General features: G+C 50.8%; 20 protein-coding genes. 10 read left to right on the top strand and 10 right to left on the bottom strand.

Going from position 1 to position 22,818, the window contains the following annotated elements; all coding sequences use genetic code 11:
• Positions 1-21: 21 nt before the first annotated feature.
• The 3 genes from BBI15_RS08440 to BBI15_RS08450 form a co-directional block, all read right to left on the bottom strand.
• On the bottom strand, positions 22-285 hold the full coding sequence (locus BBI15_RS08440; RefSeq protein WP_068869160.1) for a GlsB/YeaQ/YmgE family stress response membrane protein: 264 nt from the start codon (positions 283-285) through the stop codon (positions 22-24).
• Positions 286-380: 95 nt separating this feature from the next.
• Positions 381-923 carry a cysteine hydrolase family protein gene (locus BBI15_RS08445; protein ID WP_068869161.1) on the bottom strand — a complete coding sequence of 181 codons (543 nt, stop codon included), beginning with the start codon at positions 921-923 and terminating at the stop codon, positions 381-383.
• A gap of 334 nt (positions 924-1,257) precedes the next feature.
• Positions 1,258-2,127: a site-specific integrase gene (locus BBI15_RS08450; RefSeq protein WP_068869162.1), complete on the bottom strand. Its 870-nt coding sequence runs from the start codon at positions 2,125-2,127 to the stop codon at positions 1,258-1,260.
• A gap of 244 nt (positions 2,128-2,371) precedes the next feature.
• Between BBI15_RS08450 and BBI15_RS08455 the strand changes: the two genes are divergently transcribed.
• From BBI15_RS08455 to BBI15_RS08470, 4 genes are all read left to right on the top strand, one after another.
• On the top strand, positions 2,372-2,884 hold the full coding sequence (locus tag BBI15_RS08455) for a DinB family protein (protein WP_237150851.1): 513 nt from the start codon (positions 2,372-2,374) through the stop codon (positions 2,882-2,884).
• Between the two features lie 130 nt (positions 2,885-3,014).
• Positions 3,015-5,729, top strand: a complete 2,715-nt coding sequence (gene acnA, locus BBI15_RS08460) for an aconitate hydratase AcnA (protein ID WP_068869164.1) — start codon at positions 3,015-3,017, stop codon at positions 5,727-5,729.
• Positions 5,730-5,921: 192 nt separating this feature from the next.
• Positions 5,922-6,371, top strand: coding sequence for an acyl-CoA thioesterase (locus BBI15_RS08465; protein ID WP_068869165.1), 450 nt, complete (start codon positions 5,922-5,924; stop codon positions 6,369-6,371).
• Complete coding sequence (locus BBI15_RS08470) at positions 6,346-6,666, top strand: hypothetical protein (protein WP_068869166.1); 321 nt, start codon at positions 6,346-6,348, stop codon at positions 6,664-6,666. Before BBI15_RS08465 ends, BBI15_RS08470 begins: the two co-directional genes overlap by 26 nt.
• A 26-nt stretch (positions 6,667-6,692) precedes the next feature.
• Here the strand turns inward: BBI15_RS08470 and BBI15_RS08475 are convergent, their stop codons facing one another.
• Both BBI15_RS08475 and plsY read right to left on the bottom strand, forming a co-directional pair.
• Positions 6,693-6,989, bottom strand: coding sequence for a HesB/YadR/YfhF family protein (locus tag BBI15_RS08475; protein WP_068869167.1), 297 nt, complete (start codon positions 6,987-6,989; stop codon positions 6,693-6,695).
• A 21-nt stretch (positions 6,990-7,010) separates the two neighbouring features.
• The gene (plsY, locus tag BBI15_RS08480; protein ID WP_068869168.1) at positions 7,011-7,601 is read right to left on the bottom strand and encodes a glycerol-3-phosphate 1-O-acyltransferase PlsY; all 591 of its coding nucleotides are present in this window, start codon (positions 7,599-7,601) and stop codon (positions 7,011-7,013) included.
• A 130-nt stretch (positions 7,602-7,731) separates the two neighbouring features.
• Between plsY and BBI15_RS08485 the strand changes: the two genes are divergently transcribed.
• The 4 genes from BBI15_RS08485 (at position 7,732) to BBI15_RS08500 (ending at position 14,781) form a co-directional block, all read left to right on the top strand.
• Positions 7,732-8,145, top strand: a complete 414-nt coding sequence (locus BBI15_RS08485; protein WP_068872553.1) for a CoA-binding protein — start codon at positions 7,732-7,734, stop codon at positions 8,143-8,145.
• A gap of 116 nt (positions 8,146-8,261) precedes the next feature.
• A complete protein-coding gene (gene parE / locus BBI15_RS08490; protein WP_068869169.1) occupies positions 8,262-10,232 on the top strand; it encodes a DNA topoisomerase IV subunit B in 1,971 nt (656 codons plus the stop codon).
• Complete coding sequence (gene parC, locus BBI15_RS08495) at positions 10,229-12,655, top strand: DNA topoisomerase IV subunit A (RefSeq protein ID WP_068869170.1); 2,427 nt, start codon at positions 10,229-10,231, stop codon at positions 12,653-12,655. The genes parE and parC overlap by 4 nt, the downstream gene beginning before the upstream one ends.
• 530 nt (positions 12,656-13,185) lie before the next feature.
• Positions 13,186-14,781 carry a long-chain-fatty-acid--CoA ligase gene (locus BBI15_RS08500; protein ID WP_068869171.1) on the top strand — a complete coding sequence of 532 codons (1,596 nt, stop codon included), beginning with the start codon at positions 13,186-13,188 and terminating at the stop codon, positions 14,779-14,781.
• Positions 14,782-14,832: 51 nt separating this feature from the next.
• On the opposite strand, the gene BBI15_RS08505 is transcribed toward BBI15_RS08500, so the two are convergent.
• From BBI15_RS08505 to BBI15_RS08515, 3 genes are all read right to left on the bottom strand, one after another.
• Positions 14,833-15,381: a TVP38/TMEM64 family protein gene (locus tag BBI15_RS08505; protein ID WP_157101639.1), complete on the bottom strand. Its 549-nt coding sequence runs from the start codon at positions 15,379-15,381 to the stop codon at positions 14,833-14,835.
• 40 nt (positions 15,382-15,421) lie between these two features.
• Entirely contained in the window at positions 15,422-16,207 is a 786-nt protein-coding gene (locus BBI15_RS08510) for an AraC family transcriptional regulator (RefSeq protein ID WP_068869172.1), read from the bottom strand.
• Between the two features lie 241 nt (positions 16,208-16,448).
• A complete protein-coding gene (locus BBI15_RS08515) occupies positions 16,449-17,708 on the bottom strand; it encodes a YeeE/YedE family protein (RefSeq protein WP_068869173.1) in 1,260 nt (419 codons plus the stop codon).
• Positions 17,709-17,952: 244 nt separating this feature from the next.
• On the opposite strand from BBI15_RS08515, the gene BBI15_RS08520 reads away from it, so the two are divergent.
• Both BBI15_RS08520 and BBI15_RS08525 read left to right on the top strand, forming a co-directional pair.
• Entirely contained in the window at positions 17,953-18,348 is a 396-nt protein-coding gene (locus BBI15_RS08520; protein ID WP_068869174.1) for a VOC family protein, read from the top strand.
• 206 nt (positions 18,349-18,554) lie between these two features.
• A complete protein-coding gene (locus tag BBI15_RS08525; protein WP_157101640.1) occupies positions 18,555-19,445 on the top strand; it encodes a DMT family transporter in 891 nt (296 codons plus the stop codon).
• A gap of 599 nt (positions 19,446-20,044) precedes the next feature.
• Here the strand turns inward: BBI15_RS08525 and BBI15_RS08530 are convergent.
• Positions 20,045-22,054, bottom strand: a complete 2,010-nt coding sequence (locus tag BBI15_RS08530; RefSeq protein WP_068869175.1) for an ABC1 kinase family protein — start codon at positions 22,052-22,054, stop codon at positions 20,045-20,047.
• 239 nt (positions 22,055-22,293) lie between these two features.
• Complete coding sequence (locus BBI15_RS08540) at positions 22,294-22,749, bottom strand: SRPBCC family protein (RefSeq protein ID WP_068869177.1); 456 nt, start codon at positions 22,747-22,749, stop codon at positions 22,294-22,296.
• Positions 22,750-22,818 lie beyond the last annotated feature (69 nt).

Below are 22,818 nucleotides of genomic sequence, written 5' to 3' on the forward strand. Positions count from 1 at the left end.
GGACCGGAGTCCACTCTTTTTTTATGCGCGTTTGCGCCCTTTGTTCATTGACCCAAGAATCAGGCTGAGGACGAAGACGAAAATCAATGCGCCGATCAATGCCGGGATGATCGCTACGTCCCAAATGACTGGCCCCATGTCGCCTAGGAGCAAGCCGCCTAGCCATGCACCGATGATACCTGCAATGATGTTACCGATGATGCCGCCAGGAATGTCTTTCCCGAGGATTAGGCCGGCTAGCCAACCGATGATACCGCCCATGATTAGATATAAAATGATTCCCATGTTTTTTCCAGCTCCTTCAAAATGTTTTATTGTTATGAGTGCTACACTCTAGGTATAACCATATTCAGGACTTTTAAAACATGAAACAGTAAAAATTATCGTATTTGGGCGCCCAAAATAGTTTCAAAGTGCCGCATGGCGTAGCGATGGCCCGCATCATCGAAGCTTGCGACGGCTTGTTCATGGATCACGATTTGAAAACCTTCATTATAGGCGTCAATCGCCGTATGCAACACGCAGATATCCGTACAGACGCCTATGATATGAAGTTCTTCAATATTACGTTCCCGCAACATCAGTTCAAGCCGTGTTCCGGCGAATGCACTATAACGGGTTTTGTCCATCCAGACAATCTTTTCTTGATGGCGGTCGTAAACTTCCTGGAGTCGGCCGTATAATTTGCGGCCATCTGTTCCTTTAATGTTATGGGGCGGGAAGAGCTTGGTTTCGGGGTGATAGGGGTCATTTTTTTCATGCAAATCAACAGGCATGACCACAAAATCACCATTTTCAATGAATTGTTCCGTAATGAAACATAGCGCCTCCTCGATTTCCTGTCCGGGTGCCCCGCACGTCAATGCGCCGTCTTGCGCGACGAAATCCACTGTATAATCCACTACCAGCAATGCTTTTTTCATCTTGATCGCCTCCTCTTTTTTCTAGTATACCCGTTTCTGACTGGCTTATTAAAGGAGGGGGGAAAGGAGCAGCAGGCAAGAATAAATACCTTGCCAATATTCTGAAAACTATATATAATATTTAAACAGAAAAGGGGTGTGTAGCATGCAATATGAAAACCTGGAAAAGCTCAATAGACAAGGTGTATGGTTTACGGTCATCCACACACTCATCATCTTCAGCTTCGCGTTCGATTTCGGCTTCCTTGCCTGAAATCCACTTGGCGCGCGCCGGATCTACAATTAAAGACGAATCCATAAAAATCCGCCCATTCCAAACGGAATAGGCGGATTTTTATGTGGGCGGATGAGCCTGCCGTTTCATGCGCACGAGCGAATCCTTCAGCATGCGGGAAGCGGATTCGAGTGAGACACCGAGAATTTCCTGGATCTCTTCCAGATTCTTGTGTTCAACCGCATATAAATGGTGGACATAGGCAAAACGAATATCTCCCGAACGCATCGGGGCGCCGACAAATTCGGCGAGTGCTTCCGTATAATCCGATAGGGAGCCCATCTGGAAATGGGTGAATTGGTCTTTCACTTTCGACGATAGCAGGAATGACGTGCCCCGCGTTTTCGCCCGTTCGATTCCCTGTTCCATCACGGCTTCTTCGTATTCATCAAAATGCAGCCTGCAATGATAACCGTCTTTCTTTTCGACGTCCAAATGGAGGCCATCTGCGTCATTCAGGAAATTATCGATGTCGATCGCCACCATATCGCGAAGCCGTAAGCCTCTCAAGTAAAAGACGTAAAGCAGTTTGGCATTGAGTGGCAGTTTCACGGATTTCAATACGTCCGGTTTCTTTTCCAAAAGATGCCCGTAATCGACTTCGATGTCGTGGGGCTTTAAATCAAGCTTGTGGTTCAATTTGAATTTCGGCATGAAATCGTTCGGGATCTTGCCGATCTGCCACATATAATCGAACCAGCGGCGGATGTAAATCAATTTGCGATTCAAGGTGCTGTCTTTGATGCCGGCTTCTTTTTGTTCCAATAGGAATCGCTGGATATCGGAAGGGCGGATTTCATGTGGCTCAACCGATTTTTTATAGGTTTTCCGCAAGAAGGCAAAAAGCGCGCGGATCAATTGGACTTCATGGACGACCGTGTTCGGGCTGATGCCGTTATCCAATCTGTATTTTTCATAACCGTATGGCATGGACATTCACCTCTTTAACTAGGTTTTATTCATTATACCAGTTTCAGGGCGTAATAGAACGTACTTTCCCTTATTCTCTGTGGCTCTGAATGAAAAAATCTGTTTTATTCATTCATAAGTAATAAACTACTTAAGGGTATTGGAAAAAAACAAAAAATCGCCAACAACCGGAGCAAATAGCAGCGAAAAACGAGTGATAATCGACAAAGAGGGTATAAAGAAAGATAATGGGAATAGAAATGAGGTGCTACATTTGCAAAATGAAGAAAACGCAAGAATCCGCCATACCATCTTGAAAAAAGTCGAACCATTCAGCGACGAAGACCTGAATGAGAAACCATCTGAGAGCGAATGGTCCGCCATGCAGATCCTGGACCATCTCCAGAAAATCGAAACGACGATTGCAGAAGGCGTCAAAAAGGCAGCAGAGAAAAACGAACGAAAAAAGGCCTGGAAGAAACCGATCCAGTTATCGGTCAGCCGCAAAGTCAAGGTAGATGCCCCGAAGCACACTGTACCGGAAGAACATTATTTCACACTAGATGAAATGAAAAAGAAATTGAATTCATCGAGAAACCGGTTATACGAGGTTTTCGCTTCGGTGGATGACGAAACGCTGAAAAATAATTCGATGCCGCATCCCGTGTTTGGCGATGTGCCGCTTATGCAGTGGTTTCCATTTGTCGGCTATCACGAGAAACGTCATTTGGCGCAGCTGGAAGAGACCTTAAGAAAAATCGATGAGAATAAGAAATAGTCATTCGAAAAACTTATCACAAAGTATAATTTTAATGTAATTTACTTATGCACATTGTTTCGGTATGATGGAAGAGGAGAAAAGAAGCGGTAACACGCCTTTTCAGAAGATTTAAAGGAGGAACACGATTATGGCAAAGAGTAGTTTGCACAACAGCCGCACATCGTTCGAGCTCAACGGCAAGACGTATAATTATTACCGTCTCGCTGCACTCGAAGAAGCGGGGATCGCGAAAGTATCTCGCCTTCCGTACTCTGTAAAAGTACTATTGGAATCCGTATTGCGCCAGCACGACGGATATGTCATCAAAGACGAGCATGTAGAAGAACTAGCGAAATGGGGCAAAGACGCGAACAAAGAAGCGGAAGTTCCATTCAAACCTTCCCGTGTCATCCTTCAAGACTTCACCGGCGTACCGGTTGTCGTTGACTTGGCAGCGCTTCGTTCAGCAATGGCTGAAATGGGTGGCGACCCGGACAAGATCAACCCGGAAATCCCGGTTGACTTGGTTATCGACCACTCGGTACAAGTTGACCGTTATGGCTCTGAAGATGCGCTGCGCGCGAACATGGAACTTGAGTTCGAACGCAACGCAGAGCGTTACCAGTTCCTCAACTGGGCTCAAAAAGCATACGACAACTACCGTGCGGTGCCACCAGCTACTGGTATCGTCCACCAAGTAAACCTTGAGTACTTGGCGAATGTTGTCCATGCTGTACCAAACGAAGACGGCACGTTCGAAGCCTTCCCGGATACACTCGTCGGCACGGACTCCCACACGACGATGATCAACGGGATCGGCGTTCTTGGATGGGGCGTCGGCGGGATCGAAGCGGAAGCAGGCATGCTCGGGCAGCCTTCATACTTCCCGATTCCTGAAGTTATCGGCGTGAAAATGACTGGCGAACTGCCAAACGGCGCAACTGCGACGGATTTGGCACTCAAAGTTACTGAAACTTTGCGTAAAAAAGGCGTAGTCGGCAAATTCGTCGAGTTCTTCGGGCCTGGCGTTACGACATTGCCGCTTGCTGACCGTGCGACCATTGCCAACATGGCACCTGAATACGGCGCGACTTGCGGTTTCTTCCCGGTAGACGAAGAAGCACTTACTTACATGCGCCTCACAGCGCGTACTGAAGAGCAAATCGCGATCACGAAAGAATACTTGAAAGCGAATGACATGTTCTTCACGGTCGACAACGAAGATCCGATCTACACAGACCTTGTGGAAATCGACTTGTCGACAATCGAACCGAACCTATCCGGCCCTAAACGCCCGCAGGATTTGATCCCGCTTTCTCAAATGAAGAAAGAGTTCAACACGGCGATCACGGCTGCTGAAGGCCCACACGGTTTTGCGTTGGATGAGAATGAAATCAACAAAACAGCAACTGTTAAATTCAATGACGGCAAGACTGCCGAAATGAAAACAGGCGCTTTGGCGATTGCTGCGATCACATCTTGCACAAACACGTCAAACCCGTACGTTATGCTCGGCGCTGGCCTAGTTGCGAAAAAAGCGGTTGAATTAGGCTTGACGCCTCCGCCATACGTGAAAACGTCACTCGCACCAGGTTCAAAAGTCGTTACAGGCTATTTGAACGATTCCGGCCTTCTTGACTACATGAACCAAATCGGCTTCAACTTGGTCGGTTATGGCTGTACAACGTGTATCGGTAACTCCGGCCCGCTTCTTCCGGAAATCGAAGAAGCAATCGTCGAAAACGACTTGCTCGTATCTTCTGTATTGTCCGGTAACCGTAACTTTGAAGGGCGTATCCACCCATTGGTAAAAGCAAACTACTTGGCATCCCCGATGCTCGTCGTCGCTTATGCGCTTGCAGGGACAGTGGACATCGACTTCGAAACGGACCCAATCGGACAGGACAAAGACGGCAACGATGTGTTCTTCAAGGATATCTGGCCTTCTAGCCAAGAAGTGAAAGATGTCGTACACAGCACGGTAACGCCTGAATTGTTCCGTAAAGAATACGAGCACGTCTTCACGGAGAACGATGCTTGGAACGCGATCGAAACAAACGACGATTCATTGTACGCATTCGATGAGTCTTCGACTTATATCCAAAACCCGCCGTTCTTCACGGGTCTTTCAAAAGAACCGGCACCGATCCAGCCACTTTCCGGCCTTCGCGTCATGGCGAAATTCGCTGATTCCATCACGACGGACCACATTTCACCGGCAGGGGCAATCGGAAAAGACACACCTGCTGGATTGTACTTGCGTGAAAACGGCGTTGAGCCGCGCAACTTCAACTCCTATGGTTCACGCCGCGGAAACCACGAAGTCATGATGCGCGGTACGTTTGCGAACATCCGCATCCGTAACCAAGTCGCACCAGGCACAACTGGCGGCTTCACAACATTCTGGCCGACTGGCGAAGTGATGCCGATCTATGATGCATGCATGAAGTATCAAGAGCAAGGAACTGGCCTCGTTGTACTAGCTGGTAAAGATTACGGCATGGGCTCTTCCCGTGACTGGGCTGCTAAAGGGACATTCCTTCTTGGCGTCAAAACGGTCATCGCGGAAAGCTATGAACGTATTCACCGTTCAAACCTTGTCATGATGGGCGTCTTGCCACTTCAATTCGTCAATGGCGAAAACGCTGAATCCCTTGGTCTTACAGGCCAGGAAACCATCAGCGTCAACTTGTCTGACGATGTGAAACCGCGCGACGTACTGACTGTCACAGCCACTGCTGAAGATGGCAAAGTAACGGAATTCCAAGTCCTCGCACGCTTCGATTCCGAAGTGGAAGTCGACTACTTCCGTCACGGCGGCATCCTGCAAATGGTGCTGCGCAACAAATTGCTAGAAGCATAATCAAGAAAAGGCTGCCTCCGGGCGGCCTTTTTATGTTGGGGAAATCACCACCTAGAAGATTCGCCCCTCCAAGCACAGAGGCTGAGAAGCCAGACTTTTGTGCTTATCGCTTTTGCATACAAGCCGATTCCAGGGCCTTGTGCTTTTTGATCCCACAGCATGTCCTGTATACTAAGGGGGAGGTGAAGAAAAATGTACATAAGCGAAAAAGAAATTGAAATCCGCTACGCGGAAACGGATCAGATGGGCGTCGTCTATCACGCCAATTACTTGATCTGGCTCGAGCTCGGGCGCACCCAATTAATCGAGGACCTTGGGTTTACGTATGCGGGGATGGAGTCGGAAGGCTTCTTGTCTCCGGTGACGGACATCTCCATCCAATACAAAGCGGCGCTACGCTACGGGCAAAAAGCATTCGTCAAGACCTGGGTGGAGTCCCATGGCCGCTTGCGGACGACCTACGGCTACGAAGTGCTTCACGAAGACGGCACGCTGGCTGCTAAAGCGACATCCGAGCATGTGGTGGTGAAAAAAGACAGCTTCCGGCCTGTCCCATTGGCCAAAGTGGCGCCGGAATGGGATGCGAAATACAAAGAAGTGGTGAGGGGGGCAGACCATGGCGTTCGGAATCCGACGACCTGAACTGGAACGCTGGAAGGAAGACGTGCAAGCCGGCCATATCTCGTTCCTTACCCATTATTGGGTGGACCATCGATTTCCCGGTTGCACAACAGTGACCAAAGTCGGCTGCAGCGACATCGACAAACTGGCCGATTGGGGCAGCAGCTACGGCCTGCAGCGCGAGTGGCTCGATTTGCGCAATGACTATCCGCATTTTGATCTATTCGGGGATCGGCAAGCGGAAATCCTGGAAGCGGAAGGGCATCTGGATCAATTGAATAGGCTAGTCAGCCGCAACCCGAATTTCAATGAATAAAAAAGAAGCATGACGCCGAATCGGCGTCATGCTTCTTTTGATTTGTATGAATAGCTCAATTCACCTAATGTGTCATCGACCGTGACATGGAGGTCATGTTCATCGAAATACCAATGATCGGCTTCTTCTATAAAGTAAAGCACGTTCCCTTCTTCAAGGCGGACAGCGGCTTCATAAGGGCTGTCTTTCGTGACCCCGAGCGAAAATCCCGGCTGCAGCCCGTCCCCGCCATAGCGGACGAAAAACCGCACCGCTTCCCCGGCCTCGACTTCCATTTCCTGATGGAACCAATCCCGTGCATCTTTGCTTAAATGGATTTCCATGCCAATACACCCTTTCCTGTTCTACCACTTGATTTTCGGTTCGGTGCCTGCGCGGATGCGCGCGATGTTCGCGCGGTGCCGGTAAATGATGAATGTGGCAAGTGTCAAAATCACGGCCAAGAATAGATAATCGCCGGTATTGATGGCGTAGATGAGAGTATAGATGACCGACACGACCGCTAGAATGATAGAGGACAACGATACCATTTTCGTGATCTTCAACGCAATCAATAAGACGGCCACGGCAAGTAAAAACAAGGGCCATTGGTAACCAAGCAGGATGCCGCCGGAAGTGGCGACGGCCTTGCCGCCCTTAAAGCGCGCAAACACCGGAAACATATGGCCGACGACCGCGATGACGCCGAGAATCAGCGGGTGAACGTCGGTCGCCATGACGAGTGGCAATAATGTCGCAGCCGTGCCTTTTAAGATATCCAGGACGGTAACGACAAGCCCCGCTTTTGCGCCCAGCACACGGAACGTATTGGTCGCCCCTAAATTGCCGCTCCCTTTAGTCCGGATGTCCGTGTTGTAGAAAAGTTTCCCGATCCATAATGCTGAAGGAATGGATCCGAGTAAATAAGCGATAAGTACCGGAAGAAAAATGTCCATGATTGACTCCTTTGGCGTACACTGATTTCTTTTTCTACAGTTTACCATGACCAAAGAGACGGAAACAATAGATGGCGGATTATTCAACAAACGCACGCGTTTCATGTATGATAGACTAAAAGGACAGGTGATTGTGTTGAAAAACCCGGACCGTAAAGAAATCAAAGAAGTACTCGACAATGCCAAGACCATCGCGGTCGTGGGCTTAAGCCCGAACCCGATGAGAACTTCCTACATGGTATCCAAAGCGATGCAAGATGCAGGCTACCGCATCATCCCGGTCAATCCGATGGCCGATGAAGTGCTGGGGGAGAAAAGCTATGCGTCGCTTGCGGAGATCCCGGAAGCGGTCGACATCGTCAATGTGTTCCGGCGCAGCGAGTTCTTGCCGGGCATTGCGGAAGATTTCCTGAAAATCGATGCCCCGGTATTCTGGACGCAGCTGAACGTCGTCGATGAAGAGGTCTTCAACCGCTTAAATGCTGCAGGATACACAGTCATCATGGACCGTTGCATCAAAGTCGAACACGCCATCCTGAAATAGCCGATTCACGAAGGGCGCCTAGCGCTCTTTTTCTATGAACATTGACAGGAACGCCCGGAATGGCATACGATTAAAAGAAGAGAGTATACGAACAAACGTTTGTTGGAGGGAAATAGATGGCTAAAACGAACAGCAATGCATACAACGAAGAAGCGATCCAAGTTCTAGAAGGGTTGGATGCGGTACGCAAACGCCCCGGGATGTACATCGGTTCGACCGATGCCCGCGGGCTTCACCATTTGGTCTACGAAATCGTCGACAATTCCGTCGATGAGGCGCTTGCCGGCTTCGGCGACCGCATCACCGTGACCATCCACGAAGACAATAGCATCAGCGTGCGCGACTACGGCCGCGGCATGCCCACCGGAATGCACAGAAGCGGCAAGCCGACCCCCGAAGTCATTTTGACGGTGCTCCATGCCGGCGGGAAATTCGGGCAGGGCGGCTACAAGACAAGCGGGGGCTTGCACGGTGTCGGCGCCTCTGTCGTCAACGCCTTGTCAAGTTTCCTCGAAGTGACGATCCACCGCGACGGGCGCAAATACCGCCAGCGTTTTGAAAATGGCGGCAAGCCCGTAACGACCTTGGAAGAGATTGGCAAAACAAGAGAATCGGGCACGTTGATTCATTTTTTGCCCGATGAAAGCATCTTTTCCGTATCCAAATATAATTACGACACGCTGAGCGAACGCCTGCGGGAATCCGCGTTCCTGATGAAAGGCATGAACATCGAATTGATCGACGAACGCAGCCAAACCGGCGAAAGCTTCTATTATGAAACCGGCATTAAAGCCTTCGTCGAATACTTGAACGAAGAAAAGGACGTCCTCCACCAAGTGGCGTATATGGAAGGGCAAAGCGATGGCCTCGAAGTCGAATTCGCGTTCCAGTTCAACGATGGCTATTCCGAAACGATTTTGTCGTTCGTCAACAATGTCCGCACGCGCGACGGCGGGACGCACGAAACCGGCGCCAAAGCGGCCATGACCCGCGTATTCAACGATTACGCACGCAAGATCAATTTATTGAAAGACAAAGACAAGAACCTCGAAGGCTCCGACATCCGCGAAGGTTTGGCCGCGATCGTCTCGGTGCGCATCCCGGAAGCCTTGCTGCAATTTGAAGGGCAGACGAAGAGCAAACTCGGCACGAGCGAAGCCCGCAGTGCCGTCGATGCGGTCATCTCCCAGCAATTGATGTATTTCCTCGAGGAGAACGCAGAACACAGTGCTTCACTCGTCCGCAAAGCGATACGGGCGTCTCAGGCGCGTCTCGCCGCACGAAAAGCGCGCGAAGATGCCCGAAATGGCAAGAAACGCAAGAAATCCGATACTTTATTGTCCGGCAAATTGACGCCGGCGCAGTCACGCAACGCCAAAAAGAACGAATTGTACCTCGTCGAGGGCGACTCGGCCGGCGGATCGGCGAAACAAGGCCGCGACCGGACGTTCCAGGCGATCTTGCCGCTGCGCGGGAAAGTCGTCAACACCGAAAAAGCGAAATTGGAAGAAATCATGAAAAACGAAGAAATCGCCACCATCATCCACGCAATCGGCGGCGGCGTGTCTTCTGACTTCTCCGTAGACGACATCGCCTATAACAAAATCGTCATCATGACCGATGCCGATACCGACGGCGCGCATATCCAAGTGCTTTTGTTGACGTTCTTCTACCGTTACATGAAACCGCTCATTGAGGCGGGCAAAGTGTTCATCGCCTTGCCGCCGCTCTACAAAGTGTCCAAAGGCACAGGCAAAAAGGAAGTCGTCGATTACGCGTGGACCGAAGCGGATCTCGACGAGTCCATCAAGAAAATCGGCAAAGGCTATATGCTCCAGCGCTATAAAGGCCTGGGGGAAATGAACGCCGACCAATTATGGGAAACGACAATGAACCCCGAGTCACGCACCTTGATCCGCGTGACGATCGAAGACGGTGCGCGCGCCGAACGCCGCATCACCACCTTGATGGGCGATAAAGTCGAACCGCGCCGTAAATGGATCGAACACAATGTCGACTTCGGCCTAGAAGACGACAGCAACATCCTAGAAAATGATTTGATTCACGCTGAGGAGGAACTCGTATGACACAAACCGAACGTTTCCAAGATCTGCCCTTAGAAGAAGTCATCGGCGATCGGTTTGGCCGCTACAGTAAATACATCATCCAGGACCGTGCGCTGCCGGATGCCCGCGATGGGCTGAAACCCGTGCAGCGCCGCATCCTGTATGCGATGCACCACGAAGGCAACACCAACGACAAAGCATTCCGGAAATCTGCCAAAACGGTCGGGAACGTCATCGGCAACTACCACCCGCACGGCGACAGCTCGGTGTACGAAGCGATGGTGCGGCTCAGCCAGGACTGGAAAATCCGCCATATGCTGGTCGAAATGCACGGCAACAACGGTTCGATGGATGGGGATTCGCCGGCCGCGATGCGTTACACGGAAGCGCGCCTGTCGGCGATTTCCGGTGAACTATTGCGTGACATCGAAAAACGCACCGTTGAATTCATCCCGAATTTCGACGACGTGGACGTGGAACCGACCGTCCTCCCGGCGCGTTTCCCGAACTTGCTCGTCAACGGTTCGACCGGGATCTCCGCGGGATATGCGACCGACATCCCGCCGCATGCACTGCATGAAGCGCTCGATGCCGTCCTTATGCGCATCGACAAGCCGGATGCGACGGTCGACGAATTGATGACCGTCATCAAAGGCCCGGATTTCCCGACCGGCGGCATCATCCAAGGCGTCGACGGCATCAAGAAAGCTTATGAAACCGGGCGCGGCAAGATCGTCGTCCGCTCGAAAGCGGCCATTGAGCCAATCAAAGGCGGCAAAGAACAGATCGTCATCACGGAAATCCCGTTCGAGGTGAACAAAGCGAGCCTCATCAAGAAAATCGATGACCACCGCTTTGACCGCAAACTCGACGGCATTTCCGAAGTGCGCGATGAATCCGACCGCACAGGCCTTCGCATCGTCATCGAATTGAAAAAAGAAGTGCAGGCGGCCGGCATCCTGAACTATTTGTACAAAAACACCGACCTGCAGATCAGCTACAACTTCAATATGGTGGCGATCCATCACCGCCGCCCGACCATGATGACCTTGCCGACGATGCTTGATGCCTATATCGAGCATCAAAAGGAAGTCGTGACAAAACGCTCGGAGTTCGACTTGCAAAAAGCAAGCGACCGCATGCACATTGTCGAGGGCTTGATCAAGGCCTTGTCGATTCTCGATAAAGTGATCAAGACCATCCGCGCGTCCAAAGACAAGCGCGACGCGAAAAACAATTTGATTACAAAATTCGAGTTCTCGGAAGCGCAGGCGGAAGCGATTGTCTCCTTGCAGCTCTACCGCTTGACGAATACCGATATCACCGAGCTCAAAAAAGAAGAAGAAAGCTTGCGCAAATTGATTGCCGAGCTGACGGGCATCTTGACGAGCGCGACGAAATTGAAAAACGTCATCAAGAAGGAGCTGCAGGCGATCCGCAAGAAATTCGCGGAACCGCGGCGTTCCGAAATCGAAGAAAAGATTGAAGAATTGACCATTACGCGTGAAATCATGATTCCGAGCGAAGACGTGATTGTCACCGTGACAAAAGAAGGCTATGTTAAACGGACGAGCACCCGCTCCCATGCCGCATCGAACGGCAAGGACTTTGCCATGAAAGACAGCGACCACCTGTTGTTCGAAGGCACACTCAATACGCAGCATACCGTGTTGATCTTCACGACGGGCGGGAATTTTGTGTTCCAGCCCGTCAACGAACTGCCGGATATCAAATGGAAAGACCTCGGCCAGCATTTGTCGAGTATCGTGACGCTCGATTCCAACGAATCGGTGCTTGCGGTGTTCCCGTTCGAAGATTTTGAACAAGATGCGACCATTTTGACTGTCTCCAAATTCGGCCAAGTGAAGCGTTCGGCGCTGAAAGACTATCACGTGCAGCGTTATTCCCGCGCGATCAAGACGATGAACTTGAAAAAAGGCGACATTATGATTTATGCAGGATTAGTCACTGGCGAGACGGAGTTGTTCCTGGCGACGAAAATGGCATATGGGGTCCGCTTCCCGATCGAAGAAGTGCCCGTAACAGGGCTCCGCACGGCAGGCGTCAAGGGCTTGAACTTAAAAGAAGGCGATGAAGCGGTCTCTGCGGTCTTAATCGACCCGGCACTTCCGCAAGATCTCGTGCTCGCGACGCAGCGCGGAGCCGCCAAGAAAATGAAGCTGGCGGAATTCGAAAGCGGCAGCCGTGCCAAACGCGGCGTCATCATGCTGCGGGAATTGAAATCCAATCCCCACCGCGTCGTGGCTGTCATCGGCTCGACAGGCAAAGAAGAAATCCTGCTCGAGACGGCCAAAGGCGTGCGCATCCCAATTGCACCGGGACGCCTGAAAACGGTCGACCGCTATTCCAACGGTTCGTTTATCGTAGACGAAGCGACAGACGGCACCGTCACGGCGGCTTACCGGATACCAATTCATGAATAACCCTGAAGAACGTTGAATGAATCGATTCATTCAACGTTCTTTTTTTTATCTTCTGTATGCAGCGCGGCATTCATGGCGGGAGGAGTACTGACCGGCACTTCCGAATCAGCCCGCATTGAGTGGCCGTCGGGAGGGGGCTTGGAGTCAAGCGGTGCTATAGTCGTTAATCAACGATCCGTTCCATCAAACAGCAAGCAGTGGCAGGTGGAGGTCTTTTTGGAAACCGAATGTGGATGGTTAAAACCGAACCCACCCGGACGTGGCGGACAGATACCGCTTGAGGTCTCCGAAAAAAGCGAATGCGCCGCTCTATCGGGTGGCCTTGACCACGCTGTCGTCTCGGCTGCGCATTTTAGCTGACGGAGGAAATTCTGAGTCGCCTATAGGCAAGCACGTCTTGTGCTATAACACAGCCGGTAATTTATTTCATTTTTGCACCAATTCCGAAACTTCCGTTGACAGCCTGTGTTCGCCTTTCTATACTTGATATATAACAGCAGAACACAAGAGACACGAGAGGGGTTTTTGAAATGATCGTACCATTGACACCGCTGGACTGGAAACGACGCGCGGTAAAGTATTACCCGGAGAAAGTAGCCGTCATCGACGGAGACAAGCGTTTCACATACAAGGAGTTCGCACGCCGCTCCGACCAGCTGGGGATCGCTTTACATAACGCCGGCATCAACGAAAAAGACCACGTGGCAGTGATGCTGCCGAATACCCATTATATGCTTGAAGCCTTTTACGGCATCACGCCGCTCGGTGCGGTCATCGTGCCGCTCAACTACCGGCTGTCCGCCAAAGATTTAGGCTATATCATCAAGCATAGCGATGCGAAGATGCTGATTGTCGATGCGGAGTACGCCAAGATCATCGAGGACATCCAAGGAGACTTGCCGATCGAGAAATACATCATCGTGCCGGCAGAAGGCCATGAGACGAAGCTGAATGGCGTCGACTACGAGGAATTCATCGGCAGCGTTTCAGGCGAGGAGCAATTGCCTGCTGTCGAACTGGATGAAAACCAGATGTTGTCGCTCAATTACACAAGCGGCACCACGTCGAATCCAAAAGGCGTCATGCAGACGCACCGGACGAATTATTTGAACGGGGCGAACTTCCTGCATCATTTGGAGATCAAGTTCGACGATGTTTATTTGCATACGTTGCCGATGTTCCATACGAACGGCTGGGGTGGGGTGTGGGCGATCACAGCGGCTGGTGCCACGCACGTATGCTTGCGCAAGGTCGATCCGCCGCTCATCCTCGATTTGTTCGAAAACCACGGCATCACCTCGCTATGCGGCGCGCCGACGGTCGTCAATATGCTCGTCAACGAGCCGAAAGCGAAAGAGGTCGATTTGAAGACGAAAATCCGCATGGGCACAGCCGGTGCACCGCCAGCTGCGGCGCTCATCGCCAAAGCACAGGATATCTTGGGCTTGAACATGATGCATGTCTACGGATTGACCGAGACCTCGCCGTTCATTCTCTATTGCGAATGGAAAAACGAATTCGACGACTTGGATGCCGAGCAACAAGCGAGCATCAAGGCGCGCCAGGGCATCGAACTGGCCTTCAACGGCGAAACGAAAGTCGTCAACCAGGAAGATGGCCGGGAAGTTGCCTGGAACGGCAAGGAACTCGGGGAGATCATCACCCGGGGGAATGTCGTCATGGCCGGTTATTACAAAGACCCGGAAAAAACCGCGGAAGCGATCCGCGATGGCTGGTTCTATACAGGGGACCTCGCGGTGACGCATCCGGACGGCTTTATCGAAATCCAGGACCGCATCAAGGACATGATCATCTCCGGCGGCGAGAACATCTCCTCGACTGAAATCGAAGGCGTGCTCTATAAGCATCCGGCCATTGCAGAAGTCGCGGTGATCGCCGTGCCGGACGAGAAATGGGGCGAAGTGCCAAAAGCCATTATCGTCTTGCATAAGGGAGCGGAAGTGACCGAAAAGGAAATCCTGGATTATACGCGTGAAAACATGTCGCGCTTCAAAGTACCGAAATCGGTCGACTTCGTGGAAGCCTTACCGAAGACGGCGACCGGGAAATTGCAGAAGTTCCAATTGCGGGAAATGTATTGGGGCGGCGGCAAGAAAGTTAATTAAAGAAAGCTGAAAAGCGAGTGAACCCTCTTGAGGGCGCACTCGCTTTTTTTGTTACTGCGTTCTTGATTTCGGCGCGCTTCGCTTTCGGAAGAGCGCCGCCGATATGAAAATAAACAAGGCAATGCCAATACTGCTGTATAGAACGGGACGGGGCATCCACAAAGTCAATCCGAAGGCGATGGCGATTTCAATCGATACCGCAGGCAGTTTTCCGAGCGAGCTGGCCGAAAAGAACGCCGGAGCGGAAATAGTGGTCAGTGCAGCTCCCGCTGTGACCGCGCCGGACGGGGCGAAAGGCAGCAAGCGGAACGCGATGATCGCCCAAAATACAGTGGTTTTCTTTTGACGCAGGAAAAACCGAAACCACCGGTGTTGCTGCCAAGCGGCTGGGATGTGCTTTGTCCCGTATCGGTACAGCCAAAAGCCGAACAGCGCCCCGATGATTTCCCCGCTGATGGACAGTATGCTTCCGCCAACCAACCCGAAGCGGTCCAGGTTGACGGGGGTGATGAAGATGCTCGGGATGATTCCGATCGCGCCAATGGCGATATTGCCGAGCAGCAGCATGCAAAATTCCAAAAAGCGGGCCATCAATTCCATCGACACAGCCCTGCCTTTCTAGACAGCGATATTGTGTGTATCATCGATCAGCCTCCACGTACTGCTGTTGGCGAAAGCGTTTTGGCGTTATGCCCGCATGGCGTGTAAAAGCGGCGTGAAATTGCGTAGCGCTCTTATAACCGCATAGCCCCGCAATGTCTGGCACGGTTTCCTCCGTGTCGAGCAGCAGTTGCCTTGCCCGGTCCATGCGGCAGCTAATGGCGAATTGCAGCGGTGTCTGGCCGACCATCTCCTTGAAATGGCGGCTGAAATGGAATTTGCTGAGGCCAGCCTCTGCAGCGATGGCATCGAGTGAAAACGGCAAGTGGCAAGTTTCTTCCATGTGGTGCAAGATACGCCCTATGTGGGAAGAGGGCGTGTGTTGATGCGGTTGATCCGCCGGACCTAGTGTCGCTCCATACAACCAGCCAAGCAAAAGCTGCGCTTGTTTTGACGAAGCGGGGCTGTTTTTTTGAAGTTCACGCCTCAGTTCCTCGATTAGCGATGCGAGAAACCCCGGATGGGCCGCATCGCTGAAATGGAGCTGGCCAGTTCGTGAATGGGCAGGATGCGTGACCAGCAGTTTCTTGCATCGCTGCTCACTGCCGGAAGAAAAAGACAGCCCGCACCATGTGCCAGGAGGAATCAGCACGAGCGTTCCCGCGCTGAGCGTCAAGCGTTCACTCGTTAGCATCAGTTCGAGTTCCCCCGATTCCACCCACAGCCATTCCGCCATTTGTTGGTGGCGGTGGAGCGGGACGTGTAATGCGTGACCGGTTCGGACCGTGATCGATTCTATTGCGTGTAATTCAACAGCACGCGTCATGTTCAGCCAACTTTCTAAATCGGGAATATGTCTATTATAGCAAGATTCCAGAAAGATATCGGAAAATTTTCGGGGATTACACTCGATTTCCCTAAAGGGACGGCAAGAATCAATAAGCGGACGAGATTCCATCAAGAACCCGTTTCCGCTATCCGGGAAATGGGTTTCGGATAGTGACCGTTATGTAAGCAAAAAGAGGCTTCCGGTTATCCGGAAGCCTCTTTAAAAAATTTGTGATTGTTCAGCACACGGAATCGTTGGATTTCGGCACCGATAAGCCGAACAATGGCCGCAAATACAGCGCGAAAAACGTGCCCGCGAGTGCGAGAATGCCCCAGATATAGCCATGCAGGCTAAAGGAGGCGATGCCGCCGAAATACGCGCCGATGTTGCATCCGAACGCGAGACGCGCCCCGTAGCCCATCAGCAAGCCGCCGACAACGGACGCCCAGAAGTTGCCCAGCGTGATTTTGGTGAACTTGAACAAGCCGCCAGCTGCTGATGCGAGAAACGCACCGAGGATGACCCCGAAATTCAACACGGTCGTGGAATCGGCGAAAATGGACGATTCGAGCATTGCGGCGTTCGCTCCTTGCCAGTAGCCCCAGCTCGCGACGTCCACGCCGAAGAACTCTGCAATTTTCGATCCCCATAACGCGAAGGCGGAGGTGATGCCCCAAGGCGTTCCGCGCGTCATCAAGGTTAATGCATTCAATACAGCAAGTGCGATCGCTGCGGCGAACAACGGCCAAGATCCACGGAAAATGCGTTTCCATCCAGTCGAAGTCGGAAGCGGCGCCATTTTCGGTGCGCGTTTCTTTTTCTCGATGATCACCGTGATCCAAGCAATCAGGCCAAACAACGCGATTGAGACGAGCCATGCGCCGCCATAACCTAGCCCCGTGGACGTTGCGAGTGATACCGGTTCAAAAGCCGGCATGTCCTCTGTCCAAAATGGCAAGTGATACGCGCCGACCGTCGTTCCGATAATGAAGAATAAGAGCGTGATGAACATGACCGAACGCCCGCCGCCGATTGCATACAGCGTACCGGAAGCGCAGCCGCCGCCGAGCTGCATGCCGATGCCGAAAATGAATGCACCGACGACCAAGCTCACGCCGACCGGGGAGACATACCCCGAGACACCGGTGCCGAAGAACGAATAGCCATATGCGAGAATCGGGGCGAAGAGCGTAACGGCCACTGCCAACATGAGCATATGCGAGCGCATCGCCTGGCCGTTGCCGACCGACATGAAGCGGCGGAACGCGGAGGTAAAGCCAAACCGTGCATGGAATAAGGTATAGCCGAGCAACAGCCCGATGCCAAGCAGCACAGTTTGTGAAATATGCTGAGTGGCGAGTAAATACACCGTCAACAGCGCCGCTACCGCGATGCCACCGGCAATCAAGGATTTCTGCGGGGCGTTCAAGGCGGTCGTGTCCCGGTAGACGGGATCGTGTACTTCATTGACGGGTTGGACCCGGGTGCTAGTTGTCATGTAAAACATCCTTTTCTGAGTGATATAGTAGGGAATAAAACATTATATTAAAGGAGCGTTTCAGGAAAGTCAACGGAGCGGCTCGGACATAGGGAGGTTTGTAAAAGAAGGGCCAGGGAATAGAAAGATACTACTGACTGCGGATTTATACGGGGTGTTGAGAAAAAATGCCAACACACTTAATAGAACTTGTTCCATGTTCCGGGCGGTTGTTGTTTTAGGAATGGAAGCGAGGTGAAGCATCATGGACAATAGGTTGTGGATCAATTTGCCGGTGAAGGATTTGCAGGCGGCCCAGGCCTTTTATGAACAAGCCGGATTTTTGCTACCAAAAGCGGATTCCAGCAATGCACAGCAGGCGGCGTTTTATTTAGAGGGCCAGCATCTCTATGTGATGCTATTTCCGGAAGATAGCTTTAAATCTTTTACGCAGCAAGAGATCGCGGATACATCGATCGGCTCTGAGGTATTGTTTTCGTTATCGGCAAAAACCCGTGAAGAAGTCGATAACTTCATATTCCGCATCGAACAGGCAGGCGGCACCGTCTTTGCGCCGCCGGGTGAACGAAATGGCATGTACGGAGCGGGGTTTTCAGATGGCGACGGGCATCGCTGGAACTTTCTCGTGATGGATGTTTAACCTGATAACTTAATATGAAACCGGAAGCACTTGAGAAGGTGCTTCCGGCTTTTTGCAGTGGAATGAATTTCCGTGTGGAATGAATAGCCGCATATTAAAAAGAAGTTAAGGAAAACGGAGCGGATTTGCGATACGATAGAACAATAGACCAAACTTTTCGAATATTTCTGGATGAGTTTTTTCATGCAGCTAGGAGCTGATGCATAGTGAACAATAAATTCCTTTTCGCGTTTCTCGTCATCGTTACCACCAGTTTGATGGGTTCTTCGTTTGCGGTCGGCAAAATCGGCCTCGTACACGTCTCGCCGCTCCTGTTGGTCGGGATCCGTTTCACGATTGCAGGCATCTTGATGGCCATATTCGTCAAGCTGTTCCGGCGCAAGCACCCGCAGCGGCGTGCCGAATGGCTGCATATACTGGTCATCGGCTTTTTCCAGACCGCAGGCGTCATGGGCTGCATTTTCCTGAGCCTGCGGACGATCACGGCCGGGGAATCCGCCATTTTGACGTTCACCAATCCGTTATTGGTGGTGATTTTCGGCACGGCCGCACTCGGCATCCGCTACCGCATCGTTCAATGGGGAGGGGTGCTGCTCGGGTTTTTCGGCGTCTTCATCACGATGGGGAGTCAAGTGACCTTGGAAGTCGGCACGTTGTTCGGCTTTGGCAGCGCCGTGTCCTGGGCAATCGGCACGCTATTGATCAAGCATTGGGGCATCCAGCTCGACACGTGGGTGCTGACAGCGTATCAAATGCTGTTTGGTGGCTTGATTTTGCTGATAGCAAGCAGCTTATTGGAAACCCAGCGATTGGCGCTCAATCCGGAGTCGCTGTTCATCATTTTCTGGCTGGCGATTCCGGCGTCGATCATCCAATTTGCGATTTGGTTTTTCCTATTGCAAAACGGCAATCCCGGGAAAGTGAGCGCATTTTTGTTTTTGGCGCCATTTTTTGGCGTCATCACGGGATGGCTCATTTTAGGGGAACAAGTCGGGGTGTCGCTGATCGTTGGCGGGGCGTTAATCTTTACAGGCATTTTCCTGGTGAATTGGCCGGAAAAGCGGCAGCAAGCGGCTATTCCTGGAAAAGCCCTATAAAAGGCTGCGGTAGCGAATATGTGTAAATGAAGGATGCGGATCAGCCAACTATAGAAGGATTATGGATTCAGGACGGCAGCAAAAAGCCAGCGGGAGCGGTTTGTGGCCACAAAACATCAAACAAAATGAAAAGATGCTGAATGACTACAGAAATGCAGCGATCCATAAAGAACTGCACAATCATCAACAAACTGACAACTTAAGAGCCGGGTTGTGATGTATTACATTGGCAAACAACTAAACCCAAACCAGATTGGCTGGTCAATAGCTGAATCGGTTTGGGTTTTTAAATTACCTTATGAGGTTCAGTAACGCAGGAGTCATTGATAGAACGATAAAGTCACTCAAACAAACGCAGAATCCAGAAAATCGAAAACAGCCGATTTCAGCCAAAAAAATCGGTTTCGTCTCACTGTCATAAGTATACTTATTAAATGAAACACAACTTCCTATAATTTATATTATGTAAACTAAATTTTATTTTCACCAAAACGCTCCGTTTTCACTAAGCTCCCCTCTGCTTACCGTTCCGGTTATACACTCACCGAAGCAACAAAAATCCCGCGCATGACTTTATTGCACGGGATTCTTCCTATTAACTAAATATGATTACTGCGCTTCATGTCCCGTATCGCCTGGATCGACAACCTGACCAGTAAGATGACGCACAGGAACAATCCGCCATATGCTGCCGTATTCAAGTAAATTGCGTATACGGTATCGATGAATTGTGCAATCGCCAATAAGGCTGCTGAAATCACGCCAAACGTAATCCCCGACATCAACAAGACGAATCTTGAGAATAATTGCATGACAAAACCCGAATTATGCTTATCGGAAAACACATCATGGTGCAGAATGACCTTGCCGCCTTCTACACGCCGGATGAGCTGGTCGATGCGTTTCGGCAATTTGGCCACTTCCGGCAATATGAGCACCAATTCCTCTTCGATACGTTCCTTGGTGGCGCGTGGCTGTTTGAATGGTTTTTTCAATACCGATGTTTTGTATTCCCTTGCAAAACTCTTCGCTTCCGTAAACATGTCAAAGTCAGCATCGATGGTGTGCAAAGTGCTGTCAAGGCTGATCAAGGACCGTAGCGCAATTCCCACTGATGGATAGAACGCCAAGCCGAATTCGCGGATCATATCGAATAATGAATGAATCAATTCTGCTGTCGGTATCCGGTCGACATAGGAAATCTTCAGCAAAATCTCCCCGATGGCTTGTTCAAAGCGATGATTGTCGATTTTCTCGCTGTTTTCCACGAGTTTCCTGACGGCATCATGGACGATGCCTGCATCGTTTTGCTGGATGCCGATGATGAAATGGTTGAGCGCTTCCTGCTGGGCCTCTGTCAAGCGCCCGACAGAACCGAAATCCAGCAAAACCGGTTTGCCGTCCGTTTCATCGATAAAAATATTCCCCGGATGCGGATCTGCATGGAATATGCCGGAAAATAGCATTTGTTCAAGGAATGAAAACAGCACCGTGCGTCCGAATTTTTTCGGCTCCACATTGAAATGGCGGAATACAGCGTCTCCTTTAGAAATGCTTTTACCCTGGAAATACTGCATGACGATGATGGTCGAATTGCTGTATTCCCTGTAGACTTTGGGGATTTTGACTTGATTCTTGCTGCCTTCCAATGCATTGCTTACTTGGATCATATTGCGCATTTCAATTTCGAAATCGATTTCCTCGCGCAAGCCATTGGCAAATCCCACAGCCAATTCACGGAAGCCGATGTTTTGTGCCCAAGTGGATTTGCTGGATACCCATTCGGCGAATTCCACGAGAATGTCCAAATCATCCCGCATGATGGAACTCACTTCCGGCCGTTGCATCTTGATGATGACTTCTTCATTGTTCTTTCTCAGTACGCCGCGGTGGATCTGGCCGATCGATGCTGAAGCGAGCGGTTCTTTATCGAGTTTCGAAAACACTTCTTCAATCGGCTGCGACATGGATTTTCTCAGGATTTCCGATACTTGTTCCTTCGGCAGCGCTTTGACATTTTGCTGCAACTGGCTGAGTTCTTCAATGAATACCGGCGCGAACAAATCCGTCCGAGTCGACAGCACTTGGCCGAACTTAATGAACACGCCCCCACTTTCTTCAAGAGTCCTGCGGAACGCGACCGCCAGTTCCCGATTGTTTTCACGGTGCCGTGCGTATTTCAAAGTGCTGGAAATGCCATTCTTGACGGCGATCTCCAGAACCTTGCTCAAACGCTTCTGGCGTCTCCAGCGGTTGCGCAGCCGTTTCCAGAAGAACTTGCGGTTCGTGATGCGCTCGCCACGGTCGCCCAGTTCAATCGGGTCAAATAACTCAAGAATCAAATAAAAGAGCATCGATATCATCAACATGCTGCCGACCCAGATGACGGTGCTCGTATCTGTCAGCATCGTCGCAAAGACGTCGTTCATGTATTCTGTATAACGCAAGTACGAATACCAATACACAAAAGTCGTCAAAACGATTCCCAGTGTGACAGACAAGATCCGCTTGGTGAAATTCACTTTCGACCCCATCAACCGGCCGCTGACGAAATAAATGAAAATCGCGATGATGAGCATTTCAGCGATCATCCGTATAACTATAGCCATTCGTGTACCCCTTTCCATGCATCAAAGAAGCTGTGGTGATTCGTCGGTTCACCTTTTGTGGAATCGACCAATATCGCTTCCCTATAACTATTTTCGAGCTGCCGGTAACTCCTTCCTGCTTTTTCTTTGCAGCGAATGAAGTTTGCTTGTTGGCTTGTTTTATTATTTTTCATTGAACCTTATGTAGTTTGTTACATTTACTTTTTCTTTAACCTCCATTTTCTGTTGAGCCTTGTTTTTCAATTTTCACGTTCCGCTTGATCCTTGACCCTGTTCATGAAGTTCAATACGGTATTGCGGGCCGCTTTCTTGCTGCCTGCCAAAAGCATCATCTTTCCAGTGACGTTCATGCCCTTGTTTTGTCCTTCATAGACAAAACGCGTGCGTTGAGCCGATTCTTTTTCCAACGTGAATGCATAGCGCACCTTGAACATCTGCCCCATCACAAAAGCGGTCTCGCGGTATTTTCTCCCAGGCTCATCCACGTACGAGAGCGTTTCGACGATATAGCGCTGCTGCTGTTTGCCCTCCGTATATACTTGCGCATGTTTAGCGCCTGTCGCATCATTTTTCCCCTCGAGCAACTCATGCGATTCGATTTTCGGCATGATGCGCTGGATCTGTTCGTCCTGAAACAGCGACCATACTTGCTCAATCGGTGCCTCGATGAGCATTTCCTCTTTCCATTTGACCATCTTTCCCATCCTTTCATGAACTCTTTTCTACAATTACTGTAAATACCTACCGTTGCCTTTTAATTCCGT

The organism is Planococcus plakortidis (assembly GCF_001687605.2).
Taxonomy (GTDB): Bacteria; Bacillota; Bacilli; order Bacillales_A; family Planococcaceae; genus Planococcus; species Planococcus plakortidis.

What these genes read in the sequence shown, in the direction of transcription:
- BBI15_RS08450 (WP_068869162.1), bottom strand. Translation starts at nt 2,127, where the DNA reads ATGCCATACGGTTATGAAAAATACAGATTGGATAACGGCATCAGCCCG.
- plsY (WP_068869168.1), bottom strand. Translation starts at nt 7,601, where the DNA reads ATGGACATTTTTCTTCCGGTACTTATCGCTTATTTACTCGGATCCATT.
- BBI15_RS08470 (WP_068869166.1), top strand. Translation starts at nt 6,346, where the DNA reads ATGGCGTTCGGAATCCGACGACCTGAACTGGAACGCTGGAAGGAAGAC.
- BBI15_RS08445 (WP_068869161.1), bottom strand. Translation starts at nt 923, where the DNA reads ATGAAAAAAGCATTGCTGGTAGTGGATTATACAGTGGATTTCGTCGCG.
- BBI15_RS08440 (WP_068869160.1), bottom strand. Translation starts at nt 285, where the DNA reads ATGGGAATCATTTTATATCTAATCATGGGCGGTATCATCGGTTGGCTA.
- BBI15_RS08540 (WP_068869177.1), bottom strand. Translation starts at nt 22,749, where the DNA reads ATGGTCAAATGGAAAGAGGAAATGCTCATCGAGGCACCGATTGAGCAA.
- parC (WP_068869170.1), top strand. Translation starts at nt 10,229, where the DNA reads ATGACACAAACCGAACGTTTCCAAGATCTGCCCTTAGAAGAAGTCATC.
- BBI15_RS08505 (WP_157101639.1), bottom strand. Translation starts at nt 15,381, where the DNA reads ATGGAATTGATGGCCCGCTTTTTGGAATTTTGCATGCTGCTGCTCGGC.
- BBI15_RS08465 (WP_068869165.1), top strand. Translation starts at nt 5,922, where the DNA reads ATGTACATAAGCGAAAAAGAAATTGAAATCCGCTACGCGGAAACGGAT.
- parE (WP_068869169.1), top strand. Translation starts at nt 8,262, where the DNA reads ATGGCTAAAACGAACAGCAATGCATACAACGAAGAAGCGATCCAAGTT.
- BBI15_RS08530 (WP_068869175.1), bottom strand. Translation starts at nt 22,054, where the DNA reads ATGGCTATAGTTATACGGATGATCGCTGAAATGCTCATCATCGCGATT.
- BBI15_RS08475 (WP_068869167.1), bottom strand. Translation starts at nt 6,989, where the DNA reads ATGGAAATCCATTTAAGCAAAGATGCACGGGATTGGTTCCATCAGGAA.
- BBI15_RS08500 (WP_068869171.1), top strand. Translation starts at nt 13,186, where the DNA reads ATGATCGTACCATTGACACCGCTGGACTGGAAACGACGCGCGGTAAAG.
- acnA (WP_068869164.1), top strand. Translation starts at nt 3,015, where the DNA reads ATGGCAAAGAGTAGTTTGCACAACAGCCGCACATCGTTCGAGCTCAAC.
- BBI15_RS08515 (WP_068869173.1), bottom strand. Translation starts at nt 17,708, where the DNA reads ATGACAACTAGCACCCGGGTCCAACCCGTCAATGAAGTACACGATCCC.
- BBI15_RS08510 (WP_068869172.1), bottom strand. Translation starts at nt 16,207, where the DNA reads ATGACGCGTGCTGTTGAATTACACGCAATAGAATCGATCACGGTCCGA.
- BBI15_RS08520 (WP_068869174.1), top strand. Translation starts at nt 17,953, where the DNA reads ATGGACAATAGGTTGTGGATCAATTTGCCGGTGAAGGATTTGCAGGCG.